This window comes from Nafulsella turpanensis ZLM-10 (assembly GCF_000346615.1).
GTDB lineage: Bacteria > Bacteroidota > Bacteroidia > Cytophagales > Cyclobacteriaceae > Nafulsella > Nafulsella turpanensis.
On the sequence record NZ_ANNU01000025.1, the window covers coordinates 53,680 to 72,017 of the forward strand.

Genomic DNA, 18,338 nt, shown 5'->3' on the forward strand with positions numbered 1-18,338 from the left:
AAAAAAAAGTTGGTGGTTAAACTTTATATATCAACAAAGCTGCGGGAAGTTTAATTCCGGCAGCTTTGTCCACTCACTAAATAATCTTTTGATGAGGTAATGGCCATTACTGTTAAAAGAAAAATTAAGACAGCTAAGCGGAAGCACCTCATTTGATAAAGAGTTAAAAAAGAAACATGGTGTTACTTGTGTTGCAATTGTTACCTAAATTGCTTCATATACCAGTGTTACCAAAGTTACATATGTGTCTCCTTTATCTTTATTCCAAGGCTTTTTTCAATGTTCTGAAGGTTTTTTAGCTCCTTCGGATTTATTATGCTCAATGAAGTTCCTTTACGCCCTGCCCTGGCGGTTCGGCCGCTTCGATGGGTGTAATAGTCTATCTGTTCCGGAAGCTGGTAATGCACCACAAAGGAGAGGTTCGCAATATCAATTCCCCGGGCTGCCAAATCGGTAGCTACCAATATTCTTATGGTATGATTTTTAAAAGCCCGCATTACTTTGTCCCGCTCCTTCTGCAACAGATCTCCCTGAATGGCCCCGGCTGGGATATTCTTTGCTAGCAGTTGTTTGGCCAGGGTTTGAGCGGCAGCCTTTGTTTTACAAAAAATAACCCCTCTTTCTTCTTCCTGCTTTTTTAGAAAGCCCAGTAAAGCTTCCGTTTTATCCTTTTCCTCACTCAGTACATAAAAATGTTCAATATTCTGGTTGACTACCTGGTTTTTGCTTAACTGAATCCGGTAGGCATCGCGCGACATATAATTATTGATAATGTTCCTGATTTCCGGTGGCATGGTGGCCGAAAATAACCAGGTGTACCTTTGACCTGCGGTTCTTTCCAGAATTTGATCCAGCTCCTTTTTAAATCCCATGCTTAGCATTTCATCTGCCTCATCCAGCACAACTGTTTTAACCTGTTTCAGGTCAATTGCTTTGCGCTCCAGAAGGTCCAGAAGCCGGCCCGGAGTGGCTACGACAATATGAGTAGGCCGCGCAAGAGCTCTTACCTGGTTTTCTATAGGTGCTCCCCCATACACGGCCTCTGTAAATATTTTAGGACCAAACTTGGTAAACCGAAACAGCTGTTTGGCAATTTGCTGCCCCAGCTCACGGGTGGGTGTTAAAATTAATGCCTGCACCTGCGGAATATCAGGGTCTACCTTTTGCAGAAGCGGAAGGCCAAAGGCCGCTGTTTTTCCTGTGCCTGTTTGTGCCTGAGCAATAAGGTCGGTTCCGTTTTCAAGTAAAAAGGGAATAGCCTGTACCTGGATTTCTGTGGGGCTAAAAATATTGTTTTCCTTCAGTGCTTTTATAAAAGTATCTGCAATGCCAAGTTCTGAGAATGTTGCCAAAATTGAGTAGGTTTTAATTTAACTGCAAAGATACATGAAATAAGGATATGCACTTTAAGGTAATAATGGCACCAGGGAGAAGGAAGATCGAACTTTTCCTTTCCTTCCATTGGGAAAGAAAATTATGAAAGAAGAAAAAAAGAGGAGAAGCAAACTCCTTAGCAGTAAAGTCAGAAGGATTTGAAGAACCCTTCTGAAAAGAACTTTATGTCCTTACCGTTGGATAGTTAGCTTCTCCCTGAGGAGTTTTATTCTGGCATTTGGCTTCATTAATGATGGTGACCACCTGGACCATGCACATGGCCGTGGCTCACCTCTTCGGCAGTGGCTTTTCTTACATCAAGCACCTCCCCTGTAAAATGAAGCGTTTTACCAGCCAGCTGGTGGTTAAAGTCGATGGTTACCGTATCTTCTTTAACTTCAAGTAAAACCCCCTGCATCGGATTTCCTTCTCCATCCTGTAAGGGAATAACATTTCCTTCTACCAGCATATCTTCCTGGAGCTTTCCATCTATCACAAAAATATCTTTTGGAAGATCAACAATCGCATCGGGGTCAGTTTCTCCATAGCCTTCTTCAGGCCGAACAGTAATATCATACTGGTCTCCGGGTTCTTTTCCTTTTAGCTGATCCTCAAATCCCGGGATCATCATGCCAACACCAGCCAGAAAAGTGAGTGGGGAATCATTGTTTGTTTTTTCAATTACTTCCCCTTCAATTTTCAGCTCATAAGATACCGTAGCCACGGTGTGTTTATCAATTTTCATCTCTTAAAATTTATATTCATACAAAGGAACAGAAATAAAAGTAGCAGGCCAAATAAAAAGTTCAGACAGGCAGAGCCGCTGGTAGTTTCAATGGCTTTTTACCCATTTTCTCTCCAGTAGTACCTGTTAAGACTGTTTAACAATGGAAGGAAAACCTGTGGTATTCTTCCCCAGTCTGGGCAGGCAGGAAGGTCGCCATTGCCTTTTTTTGAAAGAAAATGAGAAAAATCTATTTTATTTATAACATTTCTCATTCAGGACCATTTATACAAACAGAAGAAAGAGCAGTAGATCTGTTCGGTTTTCCCAGGAGAACAAGAATTTCGGCAAAAGGTAAGCCGGCAAAACATTATTAACTAAGAGGGAAATTACTAATAGCCTGACAGTTAACTTTTTACTTTTTTAACCATATAAACATTTTTCACATGAAGACACACAAACTTAGTCTCTTAGGAGCAGCTCTCTTCATTCCTTTTATGGGATTAGCCCAATCAGAAGGAACCGTTGAGCAAAAAGGGGAGGGCAATGAAGCCACCCTCGAGCAGTGGGGAGAAAACCAGTCTGCCGAACTCTGGCAGGAAGGGATTTCGAACTTCGGTATCATTAACCAATTGAACATGGGGAATGAGGCACTACTGAAACAGGAAGGAACCAACAACACCTCTTACCTGTACCAGGACGGAGAAAATATGGAAGCCGTTATTGGTCAGGTTGGCGAGGAGAACTGGGCTGATCAGCAACAGTATGGCGCCGACCATTATATGGAAGTTTCTCAGGAAGGAAGCATGAACGTTTCTTTCCAGTACCAGGAAGGAGAAGGAAGCAGCTCAACGGTTAAGCAGATGGGCTCAGAAAACGTATCGGATGTGGATCAATATGGAGAAAACCAGAATGCGCTGATCGTGCAGATTGGAAGACTCAATGACATCTTCATTCAGCAAATGGGCGTAAGCAATTTTGCTTATGCACTCCAGTATGGCACCCGTAATTTGGGGTATATTTTCCAGGATGGCTATGACAACCTGATTAGTGCTGCCCAGATTGGAGATGACAATTTCTTTGACCAGCAGCAGTACGGCTCCAATAATTTTGCCGGCTTACTGCAGAATGGAACGATGAATGTTTCTTATCAGTACCAGGAAGGAGAAGATCATTCCAGTCTGGTAGGACAGGAAGGAGAGGAAAATGTAATTGATGTGGAACAATTTGGTGAAGGTCATACTTCGGTAGCTCTTCAAAATGGACTGCTCAATGATGCTTTTCTTCGCCAATTAGGTGAAGGGAACTGGGCTTCCCTTGAACAGTGGGGTGAGAGAAACATCAGCTACACTGCACAGGATGGAGAAAGCAATAAGGCAGCAGGCGTTCAGGTAGGTACCGATAACTTCTTTGATCAGCAGCAGTATGGAATGGCTAATGAGGCGGAACTGTATCAGAACGGGGCTCTGAACGTTTCTTACCAGTACCAGGAAGGAGAAGGAAGTTCTTCAATAGTCAACCAGAAAGGTTCTGAAAACGTGATGGATACCGACCAATTTGGAATGGACCACCTAGCCTTCACCAGACAGGTAGGCAAACTAAATGATGCTTTAATAGCCCAGAATGGTCAGGGAAATGAGGCCTTCTTATCACAGAATGGAGAAAGACACCTTGCATATGTTTATCAGGAAGGTGAAATAAATGAATTCGATGGTGCTCAGAAAGGGACCGACAACTTCCTGGACCTTCAGCAGTATGGCTACAGTAACTATGCCGACCTTAACCAGAAGGGACTGAGAAACGTTTCTTACCAGTACCAGGATGGAAAGGATGGTCTCTCTTTAGTTGATCAAAAAGGTGAAGCCAATGTGAGCAATAATGAACAGTACGGAATGGATCAGAAAGCTGAAATATTCCAGACCGGAACACTCAATGATGTGTATGCCATCCAGCGTGGCGAAGGAAACGAAACCTGGATCGCCCAGTTTGGTGAAAGAAATGTTGCCTTCGTTAACCAGCTGGACATGAACAACAGCTCTTATGTGCTGCAGGATGGAACAGACCATTATGCAAACCAGGAGCAGTCTGGCAGCGAAAACAATGCCATTGTTTACCAGTATGACCTGAACCAGATTTCTAACCAGGTACAGACAGGCATGAGCAATGTTGGCTTAATTAAGCAGTGGGGCGACACCCAGACCGGCCGCCAGTGGCAAAGCGGAATGGATAATGCTGCTACTATCATGCAAATGAGTGGAATGGAAAACCTTGCTGAGCAAATGCAGGCGGGCGTTGAAAATACTGCTCTTGCCACACAAAACGGAGAGTTCAACGAATCTTACCAGAACCAGTACGAAGAAGCTCTTGGAAACTACTCTGAAACAGAGCAGTGGGGAACCGGCAACATGGCGCTTACCGAGCAGTGGGGCGACTATAATGAGGCCTGGATCTACCAGAATGGCATCGATAACTATGGTGCAATATACCAGTATGGCATCAATGATGACGCTACCATTTACCAGACTGGAGTAGGCAATAGGGCTATTATCATTCAGTATTAATTAGCTGCCCAGTTTATTAAAAAGGCCGGCAGAATTTAATTTCTGCCGGCCTTTTTCTATGAATGCCCTGTTCGGGAAATCATTGTTTTTAAGATTCTTCTTCAGCCATTAACTTAAAATAGGCTCCATTCAGGTGCTCTCCTATCCGGATTTGGCAAGCCAGGCGGCTGTTAGAGGTAACAATGGGTAAGGTGTCCAGCATATCCAATTCTGCGTCTGAAGGTTCTCCTAATTCCTCTACCCCCTCTTCCACTTCTATATGGCAGGTGGCACAAAGGGCCATTCCTCCGCAGGTAGCAAGGATATTATACTCTGATGCCTTTAAAACTTCCATTAAGCTTAAGGAAATATCGGCAGGCACTTCAATATCCTGCACGTTCCCTTCCCTGTCTTCTACTTTAAATCGAATCATAAATAACTAAGTTAAAAGGCATTAACTCCGTTTACGGTTGTATATTTAAAGCTTAGCTTCTGATTTGGATATACAAATTTAAAGGCACTTTGTGCCATGAGGGCCGCTTCGTGGAAGCCACTTAAAATAAGCTTAAGTTTTCCGGGATAAGTATTGATATCGCCAATGGCGAAAATGCCGGGGATGTTGGTGCTGTAATCAAAGGTATCGACCACTACCGCATTTTTATCAATGTTTAAGCCCCAGCCGGCAATTGGTCCCAGTTTAGGACTTAACCCAAAGAGAGGGATCAGGTAATCGGTATCCAGTTCCGTTACTTCCTTTTCCTTATTTATTACCCCAACTGATTTTAATACACCATTACCATTAATAGAGTGCAGATTGGCATTAAGGAGCAGGTTAATCTTACCAGTTTTTGCCAGTTCAAATACCTTTTCAGCCGAATCAGGCGCACCACGGAAGGTTTCATTCCGGTGTACCAGGGTCACTTCTTTTGCAAGATTGGCCAGAAAAATGGTCCAGTCAAGGGCAGAATCACCTCCACCGGCAATTACCAGCTTTTTATCACGAAAGGATTCCGGATTCTTGACCATGTATACGATTCCCTTTCCCTCATAATCTTCCAGTTTTTCCACCGCTGGTTTACGGGGCTCAAAGCAACCCAGGCCGCCGGCGATTACCACTACTTTGGCTTTAATCTGCGTTCCGTCAGAAGTACCAAGGACAAAATCGCCATCCTCGTTTTTCTCCAGCTTCTCTACCCTTTCGCCTAATGAGAAGGTCGGCTTAAAAGGTTCAATTTGCTTCATGAGGTTATCTACAAGTTCCTGGGCCTTTACTTCAGGAAAGCCAGGAATATCATAAATGGGTTTGCTGGGATAGATCTCAGAAAGCTGCCCTCCCACCTGCGGAAGTGCATCGACCAAATGGCAGCGCATTTTTAATAAACCTGCTTCAAATACGGCAAATAAACCAACCGGACCGGCGCCAATGATACAAATATCTGTTTCAATCATATTTTAAAAGGTTAGAGAAAGCGCGTTTTATATTATAAATGCTTTATATTGTGTATTAATAATTAGTATAACAAGCAGTTTGATAAAATGATTTATATGCTGCTTAAGTTTTCATTTATAGTGGAAAGGATCCTTTTAAACTCCCTGAAATCTTCTTCACCTAATCCATTCCATGCTTTTAGTCGAATAGCTCTTATCTGCGGTTTTAATTGCTCGACTTTCTTTACTCCATCGGGAGTTAGCTGAACAATAAAACTTCGTCTGTCTTCCGGATGGAGAACTCTTTCGGTTAGCCCCTTGCTGCAGAGCAGGTCAATAATTCGGGTAAGTGTGGGGGTATCTTTAAACACCCTTTCGGCAAGCTCCCTCTGGTTAAGGCCATTATGCTCATACAACTGCCGAAGAACCAGCCACTGATCAACAGTTACATTAAAGCCTAATTCCTTAAACTGCCTTTGGGCGAACTGTTTTACACTTCGGGCCGTGCGGTCCAGCAGCAGGGAATAAAGACTATAAGGTTCCTCCATCTATCAACAATTATTAGTACAACAACAAAGTTACAAAAAGGGAATTAATTCTGTTCCATTTTCTCAGGAGAAAAAATTTGGTTCTCTTTTAAAAGAAGTAACGGGTCTTTACTTTCTTATTGCTTATTGATCCTGTGGTAGCTCAATGGTGAAAGTGCTCCCCTGCCCTTCCACACTTTCTACACCTATCGTTCCGCCATAATTTTCCACTATTCTTTTTACCAGGTACAAGCCCACCCCTGTTCCTTCGGTATGGGTGTGGTAACGTTTGAACATGACAAAGATTTTCGAAAGTTGTGATGCCGGAATCCCTAATCCGTTATCTTTTACTTTTAATGTAACAAAACCATCGTCTTTTTTGTGGCAGGAAACGGTTATAAGCGGCAGCCTTTCCGGCGATCTGTATTTAATGGCATTGGTAATAAGATTTAGCAGAATGCTCCGTAAATTTGGTTTTGAGAAGTGTAAAAGCCCACACTCCAGATCCTGCTGTATACGCACACCGGCATCTATTATGAGTTCGTTAACGCTCAGCCGAATGTCTTCCAGAATTTCCTGAAGGTCCACCTCTTCCACTTTTTCATCCAGGTTTTTATTTGTGCGGGCCACATCAGTTAAGGCCTGTATGGTTTCTTTAAACTTTAACACCGAGATATTCATCATTTCCACGATTTTATCTACCTGATCGGTATTTTTCTTTTCCATGGCCACTTTCAGGGCATTCAGCAGCCCTTCAATGTTTAATACAGGCGCCTTTAAATCGTGAGAAGCGGTATACACAAAATTATCAAGGTCATTATTGATTCTGATTAATTCTGTATTCTTCTTCCGGGTGGTTTCGAAAAGCCGTGAATTATCAATGGCAATGGCTGCCTGTGAGGCTATACCCACTACAATTTCTTCAGTATTTTCTGTAAACACTCCTCTCTTCGAATGTCCAAAAAACAAACCTCCTACTGTGTCTCCACCGCGAGAAACGACTGGAATGGCAAGGTAGCTTTTTACCGGAAGGTGGCCCGCAGGCATTCCTTTATAGGGGGCATTTTGGCCAAACCGAGGATCCTGAGTAATGTCATCGGACCTAAGTATAGTTTGTGCTTTGAAAGTTGGCTCAAAAATCTTAGTGGCACGCGGCATAGGCATTTTTGAAAATGCTTCAGGAGGTACGCCTGACAAAGTATACAACATATAGGAACTTTCTTTTTCAGCATCCTGCTGATTGTAAAAAAAAGCTCCGAATTCAGCGCCGGCCAGCTCTGTGCATGAATCTGTTACTTCCTGCAGGAGCTTTTGCAGGTCAAGCTCAGCCGATAAATTTTTACCGATATGGTTAAGGGTTTGCAGGTCCCTGTTCCTCTTCTTTAAAGCTTTCTCATTCAGCTTCTCCTGTGTAATATCTCTTACCTCTAATAAAAAGGCTGTAACCATCCCTCTTTCATAGAGAGGGCGGGCATTGATGCTCACTGTTATTTTTTCTCCATTTTTTCTATAGAAGACATCCTCCTCATTTATCAGAACCCCTCTGTTGTTTAAGGTTTTAAATATGGCACAATCGGCAGGATTGAAATAGGAGCCATCAGGGTGGCTGTGGTGGACCATATTATGCAGGGTGTCCTGCTGTATCTCTTCCAGTGTAAAACCTGTAAGAATTTCTGCAGCAGGGTTCATAAATGTGCAGTAATCTTTTGGATCTAAAATAAAAAGAGCCGCAGTGGCATTATCCGTAATAACCTCGTTTAGGTAAGTGGAGCGACGGATGTTAGCCATGGAAAACATAACAAAAAATAGCAGCACACTCATTAAAACCCCTCCACCTAATATAAACCAGGGGAAAGTGGTTTCATAGCCAAAGTCCGGGAGGGCGCGAATAAACACCAGCCATTGGTGACCTCCTACTGTTAAAGTAGATTTTTGCTGGAGACTAAAAAGGGATGGAATATCCGCGAAAGTAAGAGAAGGTTCTTTATCGAATAAAAGGGTGCCGGGGCCCATTTCTGTACCATCATAAATTTCCAGGTCCAGATCTTCATAACGGCCTCTAAAAATGCCATTCATCAGATCATTTACCCTGAAGGGGCTATACACAAAGCCTTTTAATTTGGCCTGTCTCTCTCTAAGGGTTTGTGGCTTTTCTCCATTTTGGTACACCGGCAGGTAAAGTAAAAAGCCTTTCTGCACTCCTACATCTTTTTCTTGAACCAGGGTTACCATACCCGACAAAGAAGGTTCCCCAGTTCCTCCGGCTCTTTTCATGGCTTCCCGCCTAATGTCATTGGTAAACATATCGTAGCCAAATGCCCGCTGGTTTCGCTCATTAAAAGGCTCCAGGTATATAATAGAGGAATAATAATCCCTGTTATCCTCAGGCCACACTTTAAAACCAGGAAAACCCGCCGATTGAACTGCAGCTTCAAAAGCCGGAAGCTTCCTTTCCGGAAAAAACCTGGAGTAACCAATTCCTAAAATGCCAGGATATACTTTATCTACATTCAGATTATCTACATAGTTTTTCCATTCCTGCCGGGTAACGGTGTCACTAACATTCAAAAGTCCCTGGGCTCCCTTTAAAATTTGGGTATAATCCCGTATCCGCTTTGCTACAGCGTCTTTGGCTGATTCTGCCCTAATGTTAAAAAGCACCTCATTTCTTTCCTTTACCCTTTGGTAAGTTTCGAAATAGATAAGGAGGGTAAGTGTTAGCAGAAGTAAGGCAGAAACGAATGCTAATAAATAAAACCTTATAAATTTTCTGATCCTGATCCAGGCCATATTTTTCTCAGTCAAAGCAGGTAACTTCCTGCAACTTTCCTGCTTTATTTAACCACCTTCCACCTTTTATTTCTGGTAGTATGGAAACATGATTATTACCAGTAACTAACTTAAACGGATGTGCTATTTTTTCACCACACAAGCGAAAACTTTTCGCTGATTTAAAACCGGTTAAAAGCTGAATTCCTAACTGGTTTGACAAGCCGCAGGTGTAAAGCAGTAATTACTATTTCCCTTGCAAAGATAGGAATAAAAAAAGCTTTTGGCATAGCCTCTCACTATACCAAAAGCTTTAACTGCTTCCTGCCAAAAAAGGTTGCTTAGGCAGCCTGCTGAACAGGTACCATTTTGGCCTTTTTTCTCTTCTTTAATCGAATAATTCTCGTTTTATCCAGCAATACAATAACCAGATAGGTCGGGTCCAGTTCATGCCAGCGTACACCACCAAAGTTTGCACGGTTCCCATGCTTGTGGTGGTTATTGTGGTAGCTCTCTCCCATCATTAAGAAGTCGAAAGGAAGAAAGTTCTTAGAAGTATCACCTACTTTATAGTTCGTATAGCCGTATTTATGCGCAAACCAGTTAATTATGGCTCCATGGATGGGCGACATCAGGAAATGAATAGGTAAAAGCAGCCATAACCACCAGGCTGTGGCAAACTGCCAGTAAATAAAAACATAAACAGCACCCCATATTAGCCTCGAAACCCATGAACGGGCAAAGGAATCAAAAGCTTCCCATTCAGGCACATCTTTGGTAAAGCGCTCCTCTACCTTCATGGATTTAGAGGTAATGGCAGAATAAATGGTTTTGGTTTTCCACATCATTTTCCAGATGCTTTCATCGTATTTGGGCGAGTGAGGATCATCGGGAGTATCGGCAAAAGCATGGTGCATGCGGTGCATAATACCATAACCATAGGCACTTAAATAGTTAGAGCCCTGGAAAACCCAGGTAAGTACAAAAAAGACTTTCTCCGTAAATTTAGACATGGTAAATGCCTGGTGTGCTGCATAGCGGTGCAGGAAGAAAGTCTGGAAGAATAGCGATAGGTACCAGTGTGCTATAAAGAAAAGAAGTATAATTTTCATTGGGTATTAAATAAATGGTATTTGAATTCTCTTTTAATGTTTATACATTAAAGACAGTTCCCTCAACTCTTTTGTGACAGAGAAAGGAAATTATTTTTTTCTCCCTTCTGTAGGCTGCCGGCTAAACTTTACTTCCCGCTAAATAAACTTTAAATAAAATCCACCAGCCCGCACTAATTAAAGCGAATGATGGTTGTGCTTTAGATTTGACGTTTATTTCCGCTACCTTTGCGGTTTAAAAATTATTTTGAATGATATCAGCAAATAATATTTCCCTACAGTACGGCAAGAGAGTCCTCTTCGATGAGGTTAACATAAAATTTACCGCCGGTAACTGCTATGGAGTAATTGGCGCCAATGGAGCCGGTAAATCCACCTTCCTGAAAATCCTTTCCGGCGAGGTAGACCCAAATGCCGGCCACATCAGCATCGATGCAGGCAAACGGATGGCTGTGCTGCGCCAGAACCACTTTGAATTCGATGAGTTTACAGTTTTAGATACTGTTATGATGGGCCATGGCAAGTTGTGGAGCATTATAAAGGAAAAAGATGCTATTTATGCCAAACCTGATTTTTCGGAAGCCGATGGGGTGCGAGCCTCTGAACTGGAAGCAGAGTTTGCCGAAATGGATGGCTGGAATGCTGAATCAGATGCAGCAGCCCTTTTAAGTGGAGCCGGTGTTCCCGAGTCGGAACATTATAAACTCATGAAGGACCTGAATGGTAACATGAAAGTAAGGGTTTTGCTCACCCAGGCTCTTTTTGGAAATCCGGATATCCTGATCCTGGACGAACCTACCAACGACCTCGATATCCATACTGTAAGCTGGCTGGAAGATTTCCTGCTGGACTTTAACAATACGGTTATCGTTGTATCGCACGACCGCCACTTCCTCGACACGGTTTGTACTCATATTGTCGATATTGACTTCAAAGCAATCAAGCTTTATACCGGTAACTATAGTTTCTGGTATGAGTCAAGCCAGCTGGCTCTGAGCCAGAGGGCCTCCTCTAATAAAAAGGCCGAGGAGAAGAAGAAGGAGCTCCAGGAGTTTATTGCCCGCTTTAGTGCGAATGCTTCTAAGTCAAAGCAGGCCACCAGCCGTAAAAAGCTTCTCGATAAAATAAATGTGGATGACATTCAGCCGTCTACCCGCAGGTACCCTGCCATCATTTTCAACCAGAACCGCCAGGCCGGGGACCAGATACTGGAGATAAAAGGACTGAGCAAAACAGCAGAAGGTAAAAAGTTATTCCAGAACCTGAACCTGTTTGTGAATAAGGGGGACAAAATATCTTTCCTTAGTAAGGATAGCCTTGCCACTACCGCCCTGTTTAAAATTCTGATGGAAGAAGAAAAGGCCGATGCAGGTACTTTTAAGTTTGGACAGACAATTACAACCGCCTACCTGCCAAACGAGAACGGGGAATATTTTGAATCGGAGGAGAACCTGATCGACTGGCTGCGCCAGTATTCCGAAGGAGAAAAGGATGATGTATATATCCGGGGATTCCTTGGTAAAATGCTCTTTTCAGGAGAAGAAACCTTTAAGAAGTGTAATGTCCTCTCCGGTGGAGAAAAAGTGCGTTGTATGGTATCGCGTATGATGCTGGCAGGCGCTAACGTCCTGATCCTGGACGAGCCAACGAACCACCTCGACCTTGAATCCATTACCGCTTTCAATAATGCCTTAAAGGATTTCCCGGGCACTGTTCTCTTCACTTCGCATGACCACGAGTTTACCCAAACAGTGGCAAATCGAATTGTTGAGCTTACGCCAACAGGCTGCATCGATAAGCTGATGACATTCGATGAGTATATCTCTAATGAGAAAATTCTTGCCCAACGCCAGGAAATGTATGCTTAATTATACCTGAAAAGGTAAAAGAATAAAAATGAAGGACGGTTTTTAGCTATTTTCGCTTAAAGCCGTCCTTTTTTCTTTTGAAAGATCTATCTTCTTTTTAGCCTCCTGAGAACTTTCGATCAAATTGATACCCTCCCCTTCAAGGTACAGGAGTGCTTTGCTGGTACACAAGCCAAACACCAGGTGAGCCAGGAAAAGATGCAGAAAATACCTGCATTGCGCAATTTCAGGAGGCTTCGGATGAAGGCTAAATACCATCTTCCAAATTCCTACCCCAAGCAGGCCATCCATTGCTCCCATTAAAACGCCTTTACCCAATCCCTCCTTTTGTTTTCCTTTTAATACCTTCTTAGTATATCCAAGAGAAAAAACAGCTCCGACCATATAGTGGAGCATCCATCCTATTATTTTTGTATTGCTGTCGACTTTCGCCTTTTTATTCCGTTTTCCTTCTAATAATAATGCTAAAAGCACGGGTTCCCTGAACTGCTGATGAGCCACCCTCGACCAGGCATAGCTAAAAGCAGACATGCCGGTCGTGCCGGCTATTCCGCCTAAAATCTTATGTTTTAATTTCATTTTATTTTGCTCTTCCTTTACCTAATTACTCCGATAACGGCCTCTGGAATGGAAAGTTATGGGCAGATAAAAGAAAGGCATAAATTCATTTTCCGGCCAACCTTCTGCGGGTAAACAGGTTCCATTGCTATGGATGTACTAGATTATTTTACAGAAGAACAAAAGCAATTTTACCGGGAGGCGATGCAACTCCTGGAAAAACATAAAATGCCTTACCTGATTGGGGGTGCCTTCGCCATACAGCATTATACCGGCATTTACCGTAATACCAAAGACCTTGATATGTTCTGTAAAGCCGGAGATTACCAGGAGCTGCTGAAAATTTTCAGTCGCGAAGGCTACCAGGTAGAAGTCACTGACTCCCGCTGGATTGCTAAAGTATTTAAGGACGACTACTTTATCGATGTTATTTTTAATACCACAAATCATCTATGCGCGGTGGATGACAGCTGGTTCGAAAATGCACGGCAGGGAGAGTTTTTAAACTGTCCCGTCAGGGTTGTAGCTCCTGAAGATCTCATCTGGTGTAAAACTTATATCCAGGACCGTGGCCGGTACGATGGTGCAGATGTGAATCATTTACTCCTGAAGGCATCAAAGGAAATAGACTGGAAGCGCCTGCTGGAGCGGCTGGACCAGCACTGGCACCTTCTGCTGGGGAAGCTGCTGAATTTCCAGTTTGTTTACCCTGCTGATCGGGACTTAATCCCCCGCTGGTTATTTGATGAGCTGCTGGAAAGAGCAAAGGATCAGTTTGACCTCCCTCCTTCCGAAAACAAGGTTTGCATGGGGCCTGTTATAGATCATAGCAGCTATGCCATTGATATTAAGGAATGGAATTATAAATCCCTCACCCTTTATACTACCTGAGCTATGAAGAACACCCAAAGTACCCGGATCGCAGCAGTTGGCGATATTCATGTAAAAGAAGGCGACGAAGGAAAGTGGGCACCTTATTTCAGAATTCTTTGCGAGGAGGCCGATGTACTCCTGCTCTGCGGTGACCTTACCGATACAGGAAAGCCCGAAGAAGCAGTTGTATTGCTGGAAGAATTACAACATTGCGATGTCCCTGTAATCGGAGTTTTAGGAAATCACGATTTCCAGTCAGGAATGGAAAAGGAAGTATCTGCCATACTGAAGAAGGCGCTGAAGCTGTTAGACGGAGACTCAGTAGTGGTGGAAGGAGTTGGCTTTGCCGGGGTAAAGGGCTTCTCCGGTGGCTTTGGCAGGTACAAAATGCCCGCTTATGGAGAGGAAATGAATAAGGTTTATGTCCAGGAAGTATTGCGTGAGGCAGAAAAGCTGGACGGTGCACTGGAGGAATTAAACCGGCAGGATGGTGGACTCAAAAAAGTTGCCGTTCTGCATTATGCTCCTGTTGAAGAAACTTTGGTAGGTGAACCTATCCAAATTTACTCCTACCTGGGCTCCTCCTACCTAGCAGATCCGCTGGATAAGCACAGGGTAAAGGTAGCTTTTCATGGCCATGCACATGCAGGGGCATTAAAAGGAAACACCAGCGGTGGAATAGAGGTTTTTAATGTTTCTGTACCAGTGCTTCGGGCGAATGGCTTTAAAGTACCATTCTATTTCTTTGAAGTATAGGTAGCAGCCTCACCTCCTGTTTAACAAACAGGCCGGCGGGTGGGTTGAGTAAGCAAAAAGGCAGGAGATTATTTTATGAATCAGAAGAAAATTATTTGGCTGGCCGGTCTGGCAGCTGCAATAGGGGTACGTAAAATTTGGCACAGGAAGAGAGAAAAGCAATTTCCTTTTTTTCGAAAAGTGGTTTTTATTACTGGAGCTTCCAGAGGACTCGGACTAATTCTGGCCCGACAGCTTGCTAAACAAAATGCCCGGCTGGCTATTTGTGCAAGAAGTGAAATAGAGCTCCAGCGAGCCAAAAATCAATTGCAGCAGGAATACGCGGCAGAAGTTCTTTGCATTCCCTGCGATGTGGCAGACCAGAAGCAAGTAGAACAGGTAATTGATCAGGTTGTAGCGCATTATGGTAAACTTGATGTACTGATTAATAATGCCGGCGAAATTATCGTGAGCCCTCTTCAGAATAATACCTTAAATGATTTTGACCAGCTGATGAAAGTCCACTTCTATGGTCCTTTGTTTGCCATGCAGGCGGTTGTTCCTTATATGCAACAGCAGGGCGAAGGCCGGATTGTTAATATCTCTTCCATTGGAGGTCGTCTTAGCGTCCCTCACCTGTTACCCTATAGTGCCAGTAAATTTGCCCTGTCTGGCTTATCGGAAGGAATTCATAGTGCTCTGAAGAAGGAGAATATTCATGTTACGACCGTTTATCCGGGGCTGATGCGTACCAGGAGCCCCAGAAATGTGCTGGTAAAGGGCCAGTATGAAAAAGAGTATCAGTGGTTCAAAATTTGTGATTCTGTACCCGGGATGTCGGTGAATGCAGAAAGAGCGGCTGCAAAAATTCTGCGGGCCTGTCAGCGAGCGGAAGCCTCCATAACCATTTCCCTGCCTGCCAAATTAGCCGGTGCTCTTCAGGGGCTATTTCCGGGCTTCACTGCCCGCTTAAATACCATTGTTAATAATTTAATGCCCGAAGCGACAGAAAGTAACAAAAGCATCCGTGGTTATGAAACAGGATACGAGCAAAAAGAAAGTTGGTTAACCCAGTTGACAGACAAGTCTGCCAGGGAAAATTTAAATGTACTTGGCCATCCTCCCAGACAGGAATGATGGCCAGTAAAAAAATGTGTTTTTCCTAAACAGTCAGATAAAGTTTTAATTAAACAATGGAAGTAGTAATTCTCTGAAGACTTTCTTCACCTAAGGGTTTTGAAAGCAAACCCTGCACAAGAGGATGCTTATCTGCTTTTTCCTCATCTCTTTTACTAATGGAATTGGTAAGAATATAAATTTTTCCGCTCAAAAGCTTCTTTCCATACTTTTCCTCCATCTTTTCTATCAGCTCAAAACCGCTCATGTCCGGCATATCAAGGTCTACCAGCACTACATCAGGCCACTCCTCATTTTTACACTGGTTCAGGTAGGCCATCGCTTCTGAGCCATTACCTGCTTTAGTCCATTCGATACCCTGCTGGTCTTCCAGCAATATATCATATAACTGCAGGGTTAGTTCGTCGTCTTCAACAATTAATATTCTCATCCTTTCCTAAATATATTCTTTTAAATACAACTGGAAACAGGTCCCTTTCCCAAGGGAGCTGCTTACGTCCACATATCCTCCGTTTTTTTCAACCATATGTTTTACAATGGCCAAGCCCATGCCCTGCTGATCGCTTCCTTTATTGATGTGACTAAAAGGTTTAAACAGGTATTTTCTTTCCTTTTCAAGGTTTATACCTGGTCCATTATCCTGTACCTCAATCATATAGAACCCGTCCCTGGTTTGCCGTGTGGCAATTTCCAGCCTGAGCGGATGGCTTTCATCGCGGAAGCGAAGGGTATAGCGGATAATATTACGAAGAATATTGTAAATATAGGATTTTGGGTAGCGAATTGTTCTCCATTCGAAGTGGCCATTCTTTACAGAAGCACCTGCACTCATCAGCTTTTCCTTCAGGTCCAGCACAATTCCCTCAATAACCTGCTGTACATCAATTTGTTCGTAAAAAGACTGCTGGCTATCTTCCTGAACTTCAATTAATTGAACAAGGCCTTTTAAAGTATTGTCTAAGCGATCGAGAAAAGCTTCACAGCCCTTGATAATTTTATCCTGCTTCGATTCATCTACCTGTTTGAGCAGTTCAAATGAAAGCTTAAGGCCGGCTACAGGTGAGCGTAAATCGTGCGCAACCGCATGGACGAATTCATCGAGGTAACTGTTAATCTGGAACAGCTTCTGATTTTTATTGTTGAGCTCATCTCTCTGGAGTTTCTGTTCATGGATATCGGTGCAGGTACCAAACCACTGCACGATTTCTCCCAGATGATTCCTGAAAGGCACTGCCATAGAAATAAACCAATGGTAGATTCCATCGGACCGTAGCAGGCGAAATTCGAACTGGAAAGGAGTGCCACTTGAAAAAGAGTGCTGCAAGGCAGAAAGAGCCCCTTCCTGGTCCTCTGGATGAATAGCGGACAACCAACCATCATTCAAAGATTGTTGAGCTGTAAGGCCGGTGTAATCGTACCACTGCCGGTTAAAATAATTTGCATTACCATTGACGCCCGTTTTCCAGACAAGCTGTGGTATGGCTTCCGAAACCTGCTCCAGTTCTCTTACCTTTAGCTCAAACTTTTCCAGGAGTACTTTATTTTCATGTATGTCTGTGGCAGTTCCAATAAAACGTACCACCTCTCCCTGCTTATTGGTAACCGGTACAGCTCTTCCGATATGCCAGCGGTAGACATTGTCTTTCGAGAGCAGGCGGTATTCCGCTTCGAACTGGCTGCCGGAATCTACCAGTTGTTTAAGCTGGTAAGCATAGGTAGGTGCATCATCAGGATGAATAAAGCGCTGCCAGCCTTTTTCCAGCAATTCTTCTTTTGGGTAACCGGTAAAGCTGCTCGCCCATTTATTAACAAAGTCTTTTATTCCATCGGGACGCGAAGTCCACACAATTTGAGGAATGGCATCTGCAAGGGCTATAAACTCCTGCATCAGTTTCACTTCTTTTTCGGCCCTTATTCTGTCGCTGATGTCGCGGGCAAGATAGCTTGCGCCGATAATGATTCCTTCTTTGTTGCGGATACAGCGATAAGCAAGTTCATGGTATGTTTCTTGCTGACCAGGAATTTCGGAGGGCTTCACAAAAATAAAATCCTCTCCCTGCAGGGCTAGAGACCACCGTTCCTTTGCTTTTTCTAATTTTTCCGGCATATCTTCCATCGCCTCCTCCAGGGACATCCCAATAGCAATTTCTTTTCCAAAAGCAGCATTAAACTCTTTCTGGTAAGCATTATTATAAGCTACCAGGCAATAATCCGTGTCAATTGCTACCATCATATCACTCATTCCATCGAAAATAGTCTTCACCCAGCCCTCCTGCTGCGCGGTTGCGGCTTCTCTTGATGAACGTGTGTATTTAGTGCTTTTTTTATTTGTTTCCATAACCCAATCCATCCTCTTTCACTTTAACATGCCAGTTTCCTGAATAGCCAACAGGAAAATCAGAGCAAACCTGTTCTTCCTTTTTGCTGCTGATAATTCCTGCATGGTGTTCAGATGTCATTAATGGTTTTTAAAGGGAGAGATTCAATACATTCCGCAATATCCGGTAATTCATTTTTTTAAACTGATCTCGATGATAAGAGAATAAAATTATGGCCGCTTTGTTTGATATTTTTTAAGAAAATCAGGTAAAACAGCCTAAATGAGATGTGGCAAAGGCCTCAGGGAAAAAATGTTCCCTTACTTTGGCCATGTCATGCGGTTATTTCCATCTATCACAAAAGAAACCGGCAGT

16 protein-coding genes are annotated in these 18,338 nt (G+C 43.3%); 5 read left to right on the plus strand and 11 right to left on the minus strand.

What is annotated here, in order from left to right; genetic code table 11:
- Positions 1–236: 236 nt before the first annotated feature.
- A complete protein-coding gene (locus tag F752_RS0111615) occupies positions 237–1,352 on the minus strand; it encodes a DEAD/DEAH box helicase (protein WP_017731916.1) in 1,116 nt (371 codons plus the stop codon).
- Positions 1,353–1,621: 269 nt separating this feature from the next.
- Complete coding sequence (locus F752_RS0111620; RefSeq protein ID WP_017731917.1) at positions 1,622–2,119, minus strand: FKBP-type peptidyl-prolyl cis-trans isomerase; 498 nt, start codon at positions 2,117–2,119, stop codon at positions 1,622–1,624.
- Positions 2,120–2,544: 425 nt separating this feature from the next.
- Here F752_RS0111620 and F752_RS0111630 point away from each other — a divergent pair, with 425 nt between their 5' ends.
- Entirely contained in the window at positions 2,545–4,659 is a 2,115-nt protein-coding gene (locus F752_RS0111630) for a hypothetical protein (protein ID WP_017731919.1), read from the plus strand.
- Between the two features lie 88 nt (positions 4,660–4,747).
- Here the strand turns inward: F752_RS0111630 and F752_RS0111635 are convergent, their stop codons facing one another.
- The 5 genes from F752_RS0111635 to F752_RS0111665 form a co-directional block, all read right to left on the minus strand.
- Complete coding sequence (locus tag F752_RS0111635; RefSeq protein WP_017731920.1) at positions 4,748–5,071, minus strand: 2Fe-2S iron-sulfur cluster-binding protein; 324 nt, start codon at positions 5,069–5,071, stop codon at positions 4,748–4,750.
- A gap of 11 nt (positions 5,072–5,082) precedes the next feature.
- On the minus strand, positions 5,083–6,087 hold the full coding sequence (locus F752_RS0111640; RefSeq protein ID WP_017731921.1) for an NAD(P)/FAD-dependent oxidoreductase: 1,005 nt from the start codon (positions 6,085–6,087) through the stop codon (positions 5,083–5,085).
- A gap of 92 nt (positions 6,088–6,179) precedes the next feature.
- Positions 6,180–6,614 (minus strand): MarR family winged helix-turn-helix transcriptional regulator, encoded by a 435-nt coding sequence (locus F752_RS0111645; protein WP_017731922.1) that lies wholly within the window; start codon positions 6,612–6,614, stop codon positions 6,180–6,182.
- Positions 6,615–6,737: 123 nt separating this feature from the next.
- The gene (locus F752_RS0111650; protein WP_017731923.1) at positions 6,738–9,383 is read right to left on the minus strand and encodes a CHASE domain-containing protein; all 2,646 of its coding nucleotides are present in this window, start codon (positions 9,381–9,383) and stop codon (positions 6,738–6,740) included.
- 320 nt (positions 9,384–9,703) lie between these two features.
- Entirely contained in the window at positions 9,704–10,474 is a 771-nt protein-coding gene (locus tag F752_RS0111665; protein WP_017731925.1) for an acyl-CoA desaturase, read from the minus strand.
- A 251-nt stretch (positions 10,475–10,725) separates the two neighbouring features.
- On the opposite strand from F752_RS0111665, the gene F752_RS0111670 reads away from it, so the two are divergent.
- Complete coding sequence (locus F752_RS0111670; RefSeq protein ID WP_017731926.1) at positions 10,726–12,342, plus strand: ABC-F family ATP-binding cassette domain-containing protein; 1,617 nt, start codon at positions 10,726–10,728, stop codon at positions 12,340–12,342.
- A 42-nt stretch (positions 12,343–12,384) separates the two neighbouring features.
- Here the strand turns inward: F752_RS0111670 and F752_RS0111675 are convergent, their stop codons facing one another.
- Positions 12,385–12,921 (minus strand): hypothetical protein, encoded by a 537-nt coding sequence (locus F752_RS0111675; RefSeq protein WP_017731927.1) that lies wholly within the window; start codon positions 12,919–12,921, stop codon positions 12,385–12,387.
- 129 nt (positions 12,922–13,050) lie between these two features.
- Here F752_RS0111675 and F752_RS0111680 point away from each other — a divergent pair, with 129 nt between their 5' ends.
- From F752_RS0111680 to F752_RS0111690, 3 genes are all read left to right on the plus strand, one after another.
- Positions 13,051–13,791, plus strand: coding sequence for a nucleotidyltransferase (locus F752_RS0111680; RefSeq protein WP_017731928.1), 741 nt, complete (start codon positions 13,051–13,053; stop codon positions 13,789–13,791).
- A gap of 3 nt (positions 13,792–13,794) precedes the next feature.
- On the plus strand, positions 13,795–14,529 hold the full coding sequence (locus F752_RS0111685) for a metallophosphoesterase family protein (RefSeq protein WP_017731929.1): 735 nt from the start codon (positions 13,795–13,797) through the stop codon (positions 14,527–14,529).
- A gap of 75 nt (positions 14,530–14,604) precedes the next feature.
- On the plus strand, positions 14,605–15,645 hold the full coding sequence (locus F752_RS0111690) for an SDR family NAD(P)-dependent oxidoreductase (RefSeq protein ID WP_017731930.1): 1,041 nt from the start codon (positions 14,605–14,607) through the stop codon (positions 15,643–15,645).
- A gap of 49 nt (positions 15,646–15,694) precedes the next feature.
- On the opposite strand, the gene F752_RS0111695 is transcribed toward F752_RS0111690, so the two are convergent.
- From F752_RS0111695 to F752_RS26830, 3 genes are read right to left on the minus strand one after another with little or no spacing between them, the layout of a single operon-like run.
- On the minus strand, positions 15,695–16,075 hold the full coding sequence (locus F752_RS0111695; protein WP_017731931.1) for a response regulator: 381 nt from the start codon (positions 16,073–16,075) through the stop codon (positions 15,695–15,697).
- A gap of 6 nt (positions 16,076–16,081) precedes the next feature.
- A complete protein-coding gene (locus tag F752_RS0111700) occupies positions 16,082–17,983 on the minus strand; it encodes a PAS domain-containing protein (protein ID WP_017731932.1) in 1,902 nt (633 codons plus the stop codon).
- Positions 17,970–18,104, minus strand: a complete 135-nt coding sequence (locus F752_RS26830) for a hypothetical protein (protein WP_017731933.1) — start codon at positions 18,102–18,104, stop codon at positions 17,970–17,972. The genes F752_RS0111700 and F752_RS26830 overlap by 14 nt, the downstream gene beginning before the upstream one ends.
- Between the last annotated feature and the right edge of the window lie 234 nt (positions 18,105–18,338).

What these genes read in the sequence shown, in the direction of transcription:
- F752_RS0111620 (WP_017731917.1), bottom strand. Translation starts at nt 2,119, where the DNA reads ATGAAAATTGATAAACACACCGTGGCTACGGTATCTTATGAGCTGAAA.
- F752_RS0111630 (WP_017731919.1), top strand. Translation starts at nt 2,545, where the DNA reads ATGAAGACACACAAACTTAGTCTCTTAGGAGCAGCTCTCTTCATTCCT.
- F752_RS0111635 (WP_017731920.1), bottom strand. Translation starts at nt 5,071, where the DNA reads ATGATTCGATTTAAAGTAGAAGACAGGGAAGGGAACGTGCAGGATATT.
- F752_RS0111640 (WP_017731921.1), bottom strand. Translation starts at nt 6,087, where the DNA reads ATGATTGAAACAGATATTTGTATCATTGGCGCCGGTCCGGTTGGTTTA.
- F752_RS0111645 (WP_017731922.1), bottom strand. Translation starts at nt 6,614, where the DNA reads ATGGAGGAACCTTATAGTCTTTATTCCCTGCTGCTGGACCGCACGGCC.
- F752_RS0111650 (WP_017731923.1), bottom strand. Translation starts at nt 9,383, where the DNA reads ATGGCCTGGATCAGGATCAGAAAATTTATAAGGTTTTATTTATTAGCA.
- F752_RS0111665 (WP_017731925.1), bottom strand. Translation starts at nt 10,474, where the DNA reads ATGAAAATTATACTTCTTTTCTTTATAGCACACTGGTACCTATCGCTA.
- F752_RS0111670 (WP_017731926.1), top strand. Translation starts at nt 10,726, where the DNA reads ATGATATCAGCAAATAATATTTCCCTACAGTACGGCAAGAGAGTCCTC.
- F752_RS0111675 (WP_017731927.1), bottom strand. Translation starts at nt 12,921, where the DNA reads ATGAAATTAAAACATAAGATTTTAGGCGGAATAGCCGGCACGACCGGC.
- F752_RS0111680 (WP_017731928.1), top strand. Translation starts at nt 13,051, where the DNA reads ATGGATGTACTAGATTATTTTACAGAAGAACAAAAGCAATTTTACCGG.
- F752_RS0111685 (WP_017731929.1), top strand. Translation starts at nt 13,795, where the DNA reads ATGAAGAACACCCAAAGTACCCGGATCGCAGCAGTTGGCGATATTCAT.
- F752_RS0111690 (WP_017731930.1), top strand. Translation starts at nt 14,605, where the DNA reads ATGAATCAGAAGAAAATTATTTGGCTGGCCGGTCTGGCAGCTGCAATA.
- F752_RS0111695 (WP_017731931.1), bottom strand. Translation starts at nt 16,075, where the DNA reads ATGAGAATATTAATTGTTGAAGACGACGAACTAACCCTGCAGTTATAT.
- F752_RS0111700 (WP_017731932.1), bottom strand. Translation starts at nt 17,983, where the DNA reads ATGGAAACAAATAAAAAAAGCACTAAATACACACGTTCATCAAGAGAA.
- F752_RS26830 (WP_017731933.1), bottom strand. Translation starts at nt 18,104, where the DNA reads ATGACATCTGAACACCATGCAGGAATTATCAGCAGCAAAAAGGAAGAA.